Consider the following 13,704-nt stretch of genomic DNA (forward strand, 5'->3'; position numbering starts at 1 on the left):
TCACCTCTCTCTCAAGTAACTATTCTTTAACTATTGCGTTAAATAGGCATACTTGTTTACAAGATCCGCATTTAATACATTTACTTTGATCAATCTTATATGCCTCTCCAATTTTTCCGGATATAGCACTTACGCTGCAGTTCTTAGCACACATACCGCATCTTTTACATATGTCAGGCTTAATATGATATTTAACTAGTGATTTACATGCCTTAGCTGGGCACTTTTTATTAACTACATGAGAAATATACTCATCTTTAAAATATCTTAAAGTTGATAAAATTGGGTTTGGAGCAGTCTGCCCAAGTCCACAAAGAGAAGTATTTTTAACTTGTTGTGCTAAGCGTTCCAATTTACTTATATCTTCCATGGTTCCTTCACCATTAGTTATCTTTTCAAGTATTTCAAGAAGTCTCTTTGTTCCAATTCTGCAGGATGTACACTTACCACAAGACTCATCCTTTGTAAAGTCAAGGAAGAATCTAGCTACGTCCACCATACAGTTATCTTCATCCATTACGATCATACCGCCTGATCCCATCATTGATCCAAGCTCTATTAAAGTATCATATTCTATTGGGATATTTATAGATCTTGCTGGAATACATCCTCCTGAAGGTCCTCCTGTTTGTACTGCTTTAAATTGCTTATTATTTGGAATACCTCCACCTATATCAAATATAACTTGTCTTAAAGTTGTCCCCATGGGTATTTCAACAAGCCCTGTATTTCTTATCTTTCCTCCTAGAGCAAATACCTTTGTTCCAGGGCTTTTCTCTGTTCCTATTGATCTAAACCACTCTGATCCTTTTAGTATAATAGGGCATATATTAGCAAAGGTTTCAACATTATTAATTACTGTTGGTTTACCCCAAAGACCACTAACAGCTGGGAATGGAGGTTTTGTAACTGGCATTCCTCTTTTTCCTTCTATGGATTGAATTAAGGCAGTTTCTTCTCCACACACAAAAGCTCCTGCTCCTAATCTTATTTCTATATCAAATTTAAATCCTGTTCCTAAAATATTATCACCTAATAACCCATACTCTTTAGCTTGTGCTATTGCTGTATTTAGTCTTTCAACTGCTAATGGGTATTCAGCTCTTATATATATAAATCCTTTGTTAGCACCTATTGCATATCCACCAATAGCCATTGCCTCTAGAACCGAATGTGGATCTCCTTCTAAAACAGAACGATCCATGAAAGCTCCTGGATCTCCTTCATCTGCATTACAAATTATATACTTCTCATCGCTCTTTTGAGCTGCTGCAAACTTCCATTTAGTACCTGTTGGGAAGCCTCCGCCTCCTCTTCCTCTTAATCCAGATTTTGTTATTAAATCGATTACATTTTCAGCCTTCATTTCTGTAAGCACTTTTCCCAATGCCTTATATCCATCTCTAGCTATATATTCATCAATATCTTCCGGATTGATTATACCGCAATTTCTTAAAACAATTCTGTATTGCTTTTTATACATGTTTATATGCTCTAATGATCTTATTCTTCCGTCCCCTGGGTTCAATTGGTATTGAAGACGTTTTAATGGTTTACCATTAATAAAATGCTCTTGAACAAGTTCGTGAACGTCAGTTGGTTTAACGTTAGCATATACAGTTCCCCCTGGATAAACTACTATTATTGGCCCTAAGCTGCAAAGACCAATACAACCAGTCTTTATAATTTCAACCTCTCTATCTAATCCATTTTGTTTCAATTCTAATTTAAATAAATCTGTAATCTTTTTAGCATCTAATAAATTACAACCTTCTCCGCTACAGATTAGCATCTGAGAATTATAAAACTCCATTCTGCTCCCCCCAATTAATCATCTATTATTGTAAAGTCATTGAGAATTCTGTTTTCTATAAGGTGTATTGTATATTCTTCTATTAGATGTCCATTCATTACATGTTCATGGACAATCCTTCTGGATTTGCTTGGTGTTACTTTAACATAAGTTACTTTTTCTTCTCCAGGTCTTATAACCTCTACTAAAGGCTCTAATCTGCATGCACCAATACATCCTGTCTTAACTAATACTATATCCTTAAGTCCTAACTTATTTATTTCTTCTTCAATAATTTCATATACTTGTGCTGCTCCTGCTGCAATTCCACAAGTACCCATTCCTACAGTTATTCTAGTTGTTTTTCTATCTTTCTCTTGATTAACTTTATCTAAGTTTTTTTGCTTTATTTTGTCCAAGTCATCTAAAGTAAGATTTCTCATGAAAATCCTCCTCTCTATTTATGCTCTTCCAATATTTTAATTACATGATCTACTGTTACTTTTCCATAAACCTTATCATCCACTGTAAGTACCGGTGCTAAGCCGCAACTTCCAAGGCATCTAGCTGCCTCAAGAGTAAATTTTCCATCTTTTGTGGTCTCACCAATGCCAATTCCAAGCACTGACGATATCTTATCAATAATATCTTGGGCTCCTTTAACATAACAGGCTGTCCCCATACAAACCCTTATTATATGTTCTCCCTTTGGTTTTAATGTAAATAATGAATAGAATGTTGCTACACCATAGATTTCAGCCATAGAAATTTTTAGTTCTTGGGATACTATGTGTAAGGTTTCTTCCGGTAAATACCCATATAACTTTTGTATTCCATGGAGCACAGGTATTAGAGCTCCCTTGAGTTTTTTGTGTTTTTCAACTATTTCTTTGACTTGTTCTAGTTTGGGATCTGTATTATTACCCCCACAACAACATTGATTTTCTTTCAATTTAATCACTCCTTCCCCGGAAAATGTGAATTGAATTTCTCAAATTATTGTTTTTTGTTCTATATCAACCCTTAATAATTATAATACAATTTCTTTTTTAATGTAATATTGTAGTATTTTTAACATTCATATGAATAAAACCCAAATTTCATACCCTATTTACTGGTATTTTTAACCTGTTATCAAGTTAAATTAGGTTATCTAATAGGTTTTAAATTATGAAATTTATAACAATCACAACGATTTCATTACATATTAGCTCATTTATTTTAGCCTTTGCATCTATATTTTTAATCATGTAATATTTGTTGGACAATTTTTTGTGACTTGTAGTCATTTGCACATAATTTGTCGAACGATTTTTTATTTTACAATGGAACCCCCTCTATTATTTTCTCAATAGAATAAGAATAGGAGACTATTAACTTAGAGTTGTTACTCTAAGTTAATAGTCTCCTTTAAAAGTTAAACTTGTAATTTAATTAGATTTAGCCTATTGCCATTAAGCTTTTGTGTCATTAACCTTTGTAGATTTAACTATAGTTCTCTTCTTTTTAATGCTTTGTCCTATTCTAGCTATTCCACCTGGGAAGAATAGGATTATAAATACGTATATCATACCAAACACTAACATCCATCTTTGCATAACTGCACTTAAGAAGTTTTCTGCTAGTGTTACAAGTACTGATCCTATAATAGGACCTGTTAATGTTCCCATTCCCCCTAGAACTGTCATGAACAATGCTTTCATAGTCATATCTGAGTGTATTAAAGCTGGGTATGCTGATCCTAGGAAAACAACATAAAGTGATCCAGCAAATCCCGCAATAGCACCAGAAATTAATATAACTACTAATTTATAGTTTAATACATTATATCCAATCATTCCTGCTCTAACTTCATTTTCTCTAATTGCTTGAAGTACTCTACCTGTAGGTGAGCTTATTAGTCGTTTTGCAAATAGATAAACGAGCACAAGCAATACTAGAATTATATAATAGAACACTCTCTTATCTGAAACTAAAGCACGTACACCATGGAATCCATCATCTCCACCAGTAATCTTACTTGCTTTTAATACAATTACAAAGAAAAATTGTCCTAGTGCCATAGTTAACATTGAAAAATAAGTATCCTTTGCACGGATAGTTAAAGCACCCATTATAAAGCCTATCAATAAACATATAATCAACACTATAATTAAAGATACTATAAAAGGGAAATTATAGGTTTTCATCAATATAGCTGTTATATAAGCACCTCCACCAAAGAAAAGTGCATGTCCAAAGGAAACTATTCCTGTATAGCCAAGTAATAAATCATAGCTTAAGGCGTATATTCCAAATATGCATATTTGAATAGCTAGTGATAATACGAAAGGCGAACTTATGACAAAAGGAAATACTATTAGTAAAATCGCTAAAACAATTAAAGATACTTTCTTCTTACTCATTATGCTTTCGCCCCCTTCGATAGAAGTCCTTGTGGTTTAACAATTAGTGTTACAATCATAATTGCTATTGCTGATATCATATATAGTTCTGGAACATAGTATCCTACAATAGATTGAATAATGCCTACTAGAAGTCCAGCCACAATAGATCCTGAGAAATTACCGATACCACCAATTACTACAACAATTAAAGCATAGAATATTTGTTCAACACCTATAGCTGGATATAGACTTAGGAATGGACCTGCTACTGCACCTCCAAACCCTGCCATAGCTGCACCTAACATAAATGTTATTGTAAATATCATACCTACATTTATTCCTAAAGCTCTTACCATATGTGGTCTTTCGATACCAGCTCTTATTATCATACCAAGCTTAGTCTTTTTAAGAAGTAAAGTAACACCTACGAAGACTAATACTCCTGCAACTATAATAAATATTCTATAATATGGTAGGGTATTGCTTCCTAAATCTATAGATCCATTAAGCCAATCGGGTTTAGGAGCTACCATTACCTTTGTTCCCCAAATTATCTTAACAACTTCATCTAGAATATAAATTAAACCAAATGTCATCAACAACTGATACATGTGTTTTCCTTTTAAAGGCTTTATTAAGTATTTTTCTACTACTCCACCTATCAATCCAACAAAAACTGCTCCCACTATTAAACCTAGTATAAAACTATTAGTATACTTGTATACTGTAAAGCTCATATACGCTCCCCACATAAAAAGCGAACCATGAGCTAAGTTTAATACGTTCATTAATCCAAATATTAATGAAAGACCAGAAGCCAATAAGAAATATAACATTCCCAGTGATACTCCATAAACTATTAAAATTAATATTGTGCCCATTCTCTCACCCCAATCATATTCCTAAATATTTAGTCTTAACTTCCTCATTGTATAAAATATCTTCTCTCCCGCTCCTATACACTGTTTTTCCGTCATCTACTATATAAAATACATCACCTATTCGAGTAGCCATGTCAAAATTTTGTTCAACCATAATAATGGTATTTGTTTTCTTTATTTCATTAATTTTATCTATTAAATCTTCAATTATTAAAGGTGCTAAACCTTTTGATGGCTCATCAATTAAGATAACCTTATTATCATTAATAAGTGATCTTGATATTGAAAGCATTTGTTGTTGTCCGCCGCTTAATATTCTACTTTTATGTTTAAAATATTTCTTCATATCTGGAAATAATTCAAATACGAAATCTAATTTTTTTTGATAAACACTTTTATCTCTTGAAGCAATTACTAAGTTTTCCTCTACAGTAAGATCAGAAAAAACTTCTCTATCTTCTGGGACATAACCTATTCCTTTTTTTGGAATTTGATAATCCTTCAGCTTAGTTATATCTTCTCCATCAAGAACGATTTGTCCAGAAGAAGCAGGTCTTAATCCCATTATTGTTTCTAGTGTAGTAGTCTTACCTGCACCATTTCTTCCTAATATTACTGTTGCTTTTCCTTGTTCAATCTCAAGACTAACACCTGAAAGTATGTGGAACTGACCTATATAAGTTTGTACATCTTTCAACTCTAATATATTCTTCATAGTGCTCCTCCTCCCAAGTATGCCTTTTGTACTGCTACATTTTGCTTAATTTTTTCTGGTGTATCATCTGCTATGATTACACCGCCGTGTAGTACAGCTATAGTGTCTGATATTCTCATGATGATGTTTATCTTATGCTCTATTAAAAGTATTGATTTATTTCCTAACTTTTTAATAGATTCAATAACATCTATTAACGCTGGAACTTCTTCTAGAGATATTCCTGCAGTGGGTTCATCTAGTAAAATAAGCTCTCCACCTAGTGCAAGTTGAATGCCAATTTCTAATTTTCTCTGTTCAGCATGAGATAGTTCAACTGCTAGCATATTACCTTTGCCTGATAGCTTTACTCTTTCTATAACCTCATCAGCTATATCTATATATTCTTTAAACTTTTTATAATCAGATAATATTCTAAAATTATTTTTTCCTTTTGATTGAGCAGCAATTCTGATATTTTCATGAACTGTTAAGTTAGGAAATATATTAGTTACTTGATATGATCTTCCTAGTCCCATATTTGTAATTTTGTGTGGTGGTAATCCTGTTATGTTTACACCATTAAAAAATATTTCTCCTCTAGTTGGCTTCATTGCTCCACTTATTAGATTATATAGAGTTGTCTTTCCTGCTCCATTAGGACCTATTATAGTTTTAAAAGTATTTCTTTCTAGTTCAAGGTTTACATCCTTTATTACTTCAAGTCCACCGAAGGTTTTATTTACATTTTTAAGCTCTAAAATATTATTCGCCATATCCTTTTAGTTCACCCCGTTTACTTTTTTAGTTTGCACCACTCATATACTATTAGAATTTTAACTTAACTGAACATTCTAATAATTTCGATTAAAATATGTTATTATACAGTAGAATTCACCTGAAATTTGTTGGTGAATTCTACTACTATTAATCCTATTTTCTGCCAGGTGCAGTTATTGGTGGTTCTAATTTTTCTCTTGGAACTAATTCTAGTAAGTTTGGTTCTACATAAGATTTATCGATTTTTTTCAATTCTACAACTGGTATTGGTTGCATAGCTTGGTGGTCTTGTGGTCTAATATAGTATTCACCTTTAACACTGTTAAACTTTAATCCTTCAAAAGCTTTAACTAAATCATCACCTTTAAGACTTCCGCCAGCCTTCTTTAATCCCTCTACTATTGCTATTCCACCTGTAAATCCGGATGATGCAAATAAGTCTGGTACATCTTTATATTTTTCTTTATATTTCTCAACAAACCATTTGTTTTCTTTGTTATCAAATATGTTATTGTAGTATATTACTGGTCCCATTAATCCTTCTCCTGCTTTACCTACAGCCTTAAGGAATGGGATATCAGCTATGTCTGCTGCTAATTTACAAGTCTTATTTATTCCTAATTCTTGTATTTGAAGTGGTAACTTAGATGTAAAGTTATCTCCTACTATTACCATAACTAAAACATCTGGTTTTGCGTCTTTAATCTTAGTAAGATAAGAAGTAAAGTCTGTTGAATCTATTGGAGCGTAAGCTTCTCCAACAACTTTTCCTCCGCCTGCTTCAATATCTGTTTTCCAAGCAGTTGCGAAATCTTTACCTGCAACGTTATCTGGTGCAAGTACGTAGAATGTCTTACCAACTTTGTTTAAATATGCTCCTCCAGCCATAGTAACTTGTCTAAATGAACGACCTACTCTAAATGTATATGGGTTAAAGTTTTTCCCTGTAATAGCGTCAGTTGCTGCTGATTCAATTATATAAGGTACTTTTGCTGCAGCAGCTTTCTCCATAACTGCTAATGCATTACCACTACTAATTCCCCCTGTTATCATATGAACTTTATCTTGTTCTAATAATTTAACAGCTTTTTGTACTGCTACACCTGCAGTTGAAGTATCATCTTCTATAATTAATTGTATTGGTTGTCCGTTTACTTCATTTGTACCGTTTGTAGCATACTCTATTCCTAATTCAATACCTCTTATTTCATCAGTTCCCCAAGTTTCAAGGACACCTGACTTTGAAGTTAATACTCCTATCTTAATAGGATCCTTTCCTGATTTTGAAGTATCAGTTTTATTTGTTCCATTAGTTGCTGCTGAATCGTCTTTCTTACCACAGCCTGTAAGTGATAATGCAGAAAATACCATTACACTACTTAATATTAAAGCTGTAAGCTTACCATATCTTTTCATTAAAATCCCCCCTTGTATATACTCTTGTACACTCCCACACTAACAATTAACTCTTACGTCTAATTCCAATAAAGTCATTCTTTCAAGTTTTTATACCAAAAAGTCCTCCTTTCATTATTTTTGCTTTGCCAGAATTATAATAGCAGTACCATTTAACAACACTTTCCACTTTCTAAACACTTTGATAAGCTACACATTTAAGCTTTAATAAAATATATTGTCTTAATTGGAAAACGTATTCAATGGACGTTTAAATAAATCCGGAAGAATGAGATTTAGGTATATTCTTCCTGAAGAAATAAAATTAAGTCTTAATTCTTCTATTTCGCAAATACCATGCCAAACTTCAAATTAACAAAATTCAAGATTTATATATTTTTTTTACAGACTAAGTGTAATATTCCTGTACATATGTAATATTTTGCTACAGATTTAATATATCAAATTACTAAAATTGAAATAAATTTTATAGGTTTATTCAACATTGTGTAATAACTGTATTTTTATGTAATTAAATTTGCAAAAAAAATAAGTTACTTCACGCAATGGCCTTCCATAAAGTATACTTATAAGTTATTTATTATAAATTTATAAACTCATAAATCATAAATATAAAAATATATTTTTCTAAAATATCAAATTAATAATAGACCATTATAAAAAAGTATAGCCTGTCTCAATATTTTACATTCTATATAGAATATATGTCAGAAAATTCAATCTTTATTCTTTCTACTTTTTCCTGTCCTATGTTTATATCTTTATTTTCTTCTATAAAAGCTCCTTCCAACTTTTTTGCTGGAAGTTCTATTATAAATTCACTGCCTTTTCCATACTCGCTTTTTACACTTATATTCCCTTCATGCATTTCTACAAGTGATTTTACTAAAGCTAATCCTATTCCGCTTCCCTCTCTTTTTCTAGTAAATGAACTATCTACCTGCCTAAACCTATCAAATATTGTACTTAACTTGTCATCTGGAATTCCTACTCCAGTATCCTTTACAGATATTAGCACAGTATTTTTTTTATCATATATATTTACATTTATTTTATCTCTATCTCTAGTAAACTTTATAGCATTTGAAAGAAGATTTAGTATTATTCTTTCAATTTTATCTGGATCACAGGAAATAATCTTTTCCTCTATTTCTGTATCAAATATAAGTTCTATACCCTTACTTTCTATGTACTCAGCTACTGATAAAGTTATATCTTCAACAATATTTACAATATTATAATTACCTAAGTTAAGTTCAAAAAATCCTGAATCAATTCTTGTGATATCAATAAGATTATTAATTATTCTAAGCAACCTATTACAATTTTGCTTTAGGATTGCAAGATGCTTGTCCACTTTTTCTGAATTCATCTTTAGTATTTCATGATTTTTTAAATATAAGGCTATTAGCTGTTGAGATCCTAATATTACATTTAGCGGTGTCCTTAACTCATGAGAAATGTTAGCAAAAAACTCTGTTTTGAGTTTGTTAATTTCATTTTCCGCTTCACTTTCCTTCAAAACCTCTTCTACCCTTTTTCTTTCTGTAATATCTCTTACTATTGTAACTCCTATATTCTCTTTATTTATATGCAGCAAAATTGATTTCATCTCTACATCTAAAAAACTTCCATCTAATTTAATTAACATCTGCTCTTTTAAATTACATTCATTACCTTTAGTAATAATATCATTTATTCCCTCCATGACTCCATATCTATAATCCGGATGTATAAACTCCAATACACCTCTACCTATTATTTCATCTTTAGTCTTTGCTCCTATAAGCTCTATACCTTTATTATTAGTAAAAAGTATCTTATTCTTTTTACTTAAAAATATGACATCTGGTAAAAACTCAATAAGACTTTTATAATTATATTCAGTCTCATTGAGTCTTTCCTCTAATTCCATTACATATTTCCTAAGCTTTAAAATTTCATCATTATCACAAGACTCAATCTCCATTTTCTATATCTCCTTGAAAAATATTCTAAATATAATTTAAATTACCTAGATTTATATGTCAATCAGTTATTTTAAAATATATAATAAATAATTTATAAAATGACGATTAAGACTGTATATTAGTCTTATTTCCAGTATTTATTTTTTATTATATTGTTATCATATGTATATGAAAAAATGTAGTTTTCAGATCCAATTTCAAATTCTATTTTGTTTAAATTGTACTCTTTAGCTATATGGCTTATAATTTCTATGTAAAAATTTTCTACAGAACTTTTAAACCCATATTGCTTAGTTAATGTATAAAAGTCATATTCACTATATTCAAATCTATATAAACTTATTTTATATAAATTATCTTTAGTATATCTAAAGAATCCATCAAAATGTAATATAAAATTATGAAATTTGAAATAAGAACATCTATCCATAATTTCTTCATTTATTTTTGTGAACTCCTCTTGTAATAATCTATAAACATATTTTATTGGTATTGCTAAATTGATATTTTGTCCTTCTACATATCCGGCTGATGTTATACCTATTAATTCACCATACATATTAAATAACGCTCCTCCTGAACTGCCTGGTGATATAGGTGCAGTAATTTGTATAAAGTCTTCAACTTCTGACCTTCTAAATCCTGATACAATACCATCTGATATTGTATTCATTAAACCTAATGGACTTCCAATGGCCACTACCTTTTGTCCTCTTCTTACTTCACCATATACATCCATTTGAATAGCAGTTGTTGACAAACTAATTTTAATCAAAGCTAAATCTCTTTCTACGTCCCAATTAACTACGGTATATGTATAAAATTCTTCCTTTACATCCTCAAAAATAATTCCAAAATAAGTACCATTTTTTATAACATGGAAATTGGTTATTATGAGTCCTTTATTATTTATAACTACTCCTGAGCCTGTTCCTATAACCTTGTCTTCTTTATCATATTTCTTAATCATAACTGTAGATGTAGATAATCTAGCAAGCTCCTCAAAAGACTTTTCTGCTTTATTTAGCTGACTTTCATTACAATTGATATTTATAGATGGCTGAATTTTTACAGGTTCTAGCTTTCCTCTACTCATTTTAGGCTCTAATTTTTTAATATTATTTACTGGTATTTCTATGTTATTTATTGATCTTTCTATATTATTTTTAGGAAACTCTTTTAATCTAAAGCATTTTGAATGTTTTATTACTTTTGAATACTGATTATCCATATCTATTTGAGGAAAATACTTATCTTCTAAGGAATTGATATATAAGACATCACAGCCTAATTTAGATAAAAATATTAAAAAGTAAATTTCATGTTTTTTTATATCTCCATAATATAAAACTTTTGGATTATTTATTTCTTTAGTCCAAACGTTGCTAAGATTAAACTCTTTTAATAAGCTAGGTACAAATTTATTTATCCATGTCCCCAACTTTATTATAAAATTTTTTATTAGCGTTAGACTTATAACCTTTTCATTATTAAAGTATGTTTCTATAACTTGCTTGAAACTTTTTTCAATTGAATAATCTATTATTTTATTATTCAATTTTGGAAGTATATTATTTTTTATTAATAAGTTAAGAATCTCCTCCAGACTATCTGAAGAAAAATTTTTATCATTGTATGCTTCAAACACAGGGTATATTTTTCCTAATATCTGATTGTCCACTATATTAGGTAGTGGAGATATAAATCTTCTGTATAAACCACCTAAATTCAATAATTTTTCATCCAATTCTTTTAGTTCTTTATGATATAATTCTTCATTTTTTTCTGACCCTATATACCTATAAAAATATATGGGAATTACATGTGACTTATTTTTAGTTTTGCCTTTTCTTTTACTAATAGGCATAAAAAAATCTGTCAGCACATCTTCTGAAACCTGAATAGACGTCCCTATAGCCTTTTGGGTATTAATCATATTTAATGCCTCCTTAGCTAAATTAATCCTCATTAGATCATCTAAAATATAACTAAGCTTTTTATTATTATAAACTCTTGATTTTAACTACATTTTTAATATTCTATTTTATACTCGTCTTCATTTATATAAAATTTAATTTGATATTGGAAATTAACTTTAAAAATTTTGCAATTTAAGTTATACTTAATTTCAAAATACAAATATAATGTAATATTTAGAACATTTTTGGGGCATTTTATTTAGAAAATTAAACAAAAGGGGGCAATTAAAATGGTTAATGTTCTTATAAAGAAAGTAGAAAAAGAACATCAAGACTATCTTAGGGATGAATCTAGAAAAGTTGGAAATGCTGAATCTATTTCTTTTCCTAAAAATGAATTTGAAATTATAGATATACTAGAATCTCTTAAGATAAATAAAACTTTAGTAACCCTCCAGGGAGCACGTACTGGTATAGCTGCTGGAGCAGTTCCTAATGGTGGACATATATTAAACTTAAGTAGAATGAATAAGGTATTAGGACTTCGATATGATGATAGACTAGACACATTTTTTCTTAGGGTACAACCAGGTGTTTTATTATCAGAAATTAAAGAAATGCTAAAGAAACGGGAATTTGACACTGAAAATTGGAGCAAAGAATCTCTTGATGCTTTAGAAAGATTGAAAAGTTCCCAGACTTACTTTTTTTCTCCTGATCCCACAGAAACTACTGCATCAATAGGTGGAATGGCAGCTTGCAATGCTTCTGGAGCCTGTTCATTTAAATATGGACCAACTAGAAACCATATACAAGAGATACGTGTAATTTTAATTGACGGTAGCACTGTAACCTTAAAGAGGGAAAGAGATATATCAAATAAAGGTATATTCTCTATTAAAACTGATTCCGGCAAAACAATTAATGGTACTATTCCAAAATACCATATGCCACAAGTTAAAAACGCTTCTGGATATTATGTAAAGCAAGACATGGATTTATTAGATCTTTTTATAGGTTCAGATGGTACCCTAGGAATTATAAGTGAAATGGAATTAAAACTTTTAAAAGAACCTAAATCTATTTATGGCATAACAGCTTTCTTCAATAATGAAGAAGACTCCTTAGAATTTATTGAAAAATTCAGAGAAAATTCTCTACCTGCAGCAGTAGAATTTTTTAACCACAATGCACTGGATTTACTTAGAAAAGAGAGACAAGTAAATCCAGCTTTCTCAAAGTTATTAGAATTACCTCTACATTTTCATACAGCTGTTTATATTGAATATCACGGAGATAGCCAAGAGGAAATTATAAATATGGTAATGAATACTGGGAATGCAATAGAAAGCTGTGGTGGCAGTGAGAAAGATACTTGGGTTGCTACAAATCCTCAAGCCATGAACCAGCTTAAATTTTTTAGACATGCAGTTCCTGAAGCAGTAAACCTATTAATTGATGAAAGACGTAAAGCTGACACTAGGCTTACAAAGCTGGGAACTGATATGGCAGTACCTAATTTAAAGCTTAAGGAAATTATGAATTTATACAATAGTACTTTAAAAGATTATAATTTAGAATCTGTAATATTTGGTCATATAGGAAATAACCATCTTCATGTAAACATAATACCAAGAAATATAGATGATTATACTAAAGGCAAGGAATTATATAATAACTGGGCAGAAGAAGTTATAAATGTTGGTGGAACTGTTTCTGCTGAACATGGTATTGGTAAATTAAAAACACTTCTATTAGGTAAAATGATGGGTGAACAAGGAATAAAAGAAATGAAAGCCTTGAAAAAATTATTTGACCCTGAAAACAGATTAAATAGAGGAAACCTTTTTGAGGAGTAGGTGAAA

11 protein-coding genes are annotated in these 13,704 nt (G+C 30.5%); 1 reads left to right on the top strand and 10 read right to left on the bottom strand.

Going from position 1 to position 13,704, the window contains the following annotated elements; translation table 11 throughout:
• Positions 1 to 19: 19 nt before the first annotated feature.
• From ACWW38_RS07460 to ACWW38_RS07505, 10 genes are all read right to left on the bottom strand, one after another.
• On the bottom strand, positions 20 to 1,813 hold the full coding sequence (locus ACWW38_RS07460; RefSeq protein ID WP_456260153.1) for an NADH-ubiquinone oxidoreductase-F iron-sulfur binding region domain-containing protein: 1,794 nt from the start codon (positions 1,811 to 1,813) through the stop codon (positions 20 to 22).
• A gap of 14 nt (positions 1,814 to 1,827) precedes the next feature.
• Positions 1,828 to 2,235, bottom strand: coding sequence for a (2Fe-2S) ferredoxin domain-containing protein (locus ACWW38_RS07465; protein WP_456260154.1), 408 nt, complete (start codon positions 2,233 to 2,235; stop codon positions 1,828 to 1,830).
• A gap of 14 nt (positions 2,236 to 2,249) precedes the next feature.
• Positions 2,250 to 2,744 (bottom strand): NADH-quinone oxidoreductase subunit NuoE, encoded by a 495-nt coding sequence (gene nuoE / locus ACWW38_RS07470; protein WP_456260155.1) that lies wholly within the window; start codon positions 2,742 to 2,744, stop codon positions 2,250 to 2,252.
• Positions 2,745 to 3,246: 502 nt separating this feature from the next.
• Positions 3,247 to 4,197, bottom strand: a complete 951-nt coding sequence (locus ACWW38_RS07475) for a branched-chain amino acid ABC transporter permease (protein ID WP_456260156.1) — start codon at positions 4,195 to 4,197, stop codon at positions 3,247 to 3,249.
• A complete protein-coding gene (locus tag ACWW38_RS07480; protein WP_456260157.1) occupies positions 4,197 to 5,060 on the bottom strand; it encodes a branched-chain amino acid ABC transporter permease in 864 nt (287 codons plus the stop codon). Before ACWW38_RS07480 ends, ACWW38_RS07475 begins: the two co-directional genes overlap by 1 nt.
• 13 nt (positions 5,061 to 5,073) lie before the next feature.
• Complete coding sequence (locus ACWW38_RS07485; RefSeq protein WP_456260158.1) at positions 5,074 to 5,775, bottom strand: ABC transporter ATP-binding protein; 702 nt, start codon at positions 5,773 to 5,775, stop codon at positions 5,074 to 5,076.
• Positions 5,772 to 6,530: an ABC transporter ATP-binding protein gene (locus tag ACWW38_RS07490; RefSeq protein ID WP_456260159.1), complete on the bottom strand. Its 759-nt coding sequence runs from the start codon at positions 6,528 to 6,530 to the stop codon at positions 5,772 to 5,774. Before ACWW38_RS07490 ends, ACWW38_RS07485 begins: the two co-directional genes overlap by 4 nt.
• Positions 6,531 to 6,687: 157 nt before the next feature.
• Positions 6,688 to 7,950 (bottom strand): substrate-binding domain-containing protein, encoded by a 1,263-nt coding sequence (locus ACWW38_RS07495; protein ID WP_456260160.1) that lies wholly within the window; start codon positions 7,948 to 7,950, stop codon positions 6,688 to 6,690.
• A gap of 691 nt (positions 7,951 to 8,641) precedes the next feature.
• Entirely contained in the window at positions 8,642 to 9,919 is a 1,278-nt protein-coding gene (locus ACWW38_RS07500) for an MASE3 domain-containing sensor histidine kinase (RefSeq protein WP_456260161.1), read from the bottom strand.
• A 125-nt stretch (positions 9,920 to 10,044) separates the two neighbouring features.
• On the bottom strand, positions 10,045 to 11,856 hold the full coding sequence (locus tag ACWW38_RS07505) for a YceG family protein (protein WP_456260162.1): 1,812 nt from the start codon (positions 11,854 to 11,856) through the stop codon (positions 10,045 to 10,047).
• Positions 11,857 to 12,129: 273 nt separating this feature from the next.
• On the opposite strand from ACWW38_RS07505, the gene ACWW38_RS07510 reads away from it, so the two are divergent.
• A complete protein-coding gene (locus ACWW38_RS07510; RefSeq protein WP_456260163.1) occupies positions 12,130 to 13,698 on the top strand; it encodes an FAD-binding oxidoreductase in 1,569 nt (522 codons plus the stop codon).
• Positions 13,699 to 13,704 lie beyond the last annotated feature (6 nt).

This window comes from Clostridium sp. JNZ J1-5 (genome assembly GCF_053901425.1).

What these genes read in the sequence shown, in the direction of transcription:
- ACWW38_RS07460 (WP_456260153.1), bottom strand. Translation starts at nt 1,813, where the DNA reads ATGGAGTTTTATAATTCTCAGATGCTAATCTGTAGCGGAGAAGGTTGT.
- ACWW38_RS07465 (WP_456260154.1), bottom strand. Translation starts at nt 2,235, where the DNA reads ATGAGAAATCTTACTTTAGATGACTTGGACAAAATAAAGCAAAAAAAC.
- ACWW38_RS07475 (WP_456260156.1), bottom strand. Translation starts at nt 4,197, where the DNA reads ATGAGTAAGAAGAAAGTATCTTTAATTGTTTTAGCGATTTTACTAATA.
- ACWW38_RS07480 (WP_456260157.1), bottom strand. Translation starts at nt 5,060, where the DNA reads ATGGGCACAATATTAATTTTAATAGTTTATGGAGTATCACTGGGAATG.
- ACWW38_RS07485 (WP_456260158.1), bottom strand. Translation starts at nt 5,775, where the DNA reads ATGAAGAATATATTAGAGTTGAAAGATGTACAAACTTATATAGGTCAG.
- ACWW38_RS07490 (WP_456260159.1), bottom strand. Translation starts at nt 6,530, where the DNA reads ATGGCGAATAATATTTTAGAGCTTAAAAATGTAAATAAAACCTTCGGT.
- ACWW38_RS07495 (WP_456260160.1), bottom strand. Translation starts at nt 7,950, where the DNA reads ATGAAAAGATATGGTAAGCTTACAGCTTTAATATTAAGTAGTGTAATG.
- ACWW38_RS07500 (WP_456260161.1), bottom strand. Translation starts at nt 9,919, where the DNA reads ATGGAGATTGAGTCTTGTGATAATGATGAAATTTTAAAGCTTAGGAAA.
- ACWW38_RS07505 (WP_456260162.1), bottom strand. Translation starts at nt 11,856, where the DNA reads ATGATTAATACCCAAAAGGCTATAGGGACGTCTATTCAGGTTTCAGAA.
- ACWW38_RS07510 (WP_456260163.1), top strand. Translation starts at nt 12,130, where the DNA reads ATGGTTAATGTTCTTATAAAGAAAGTAGAAAAAGAACATCAAGACTAT.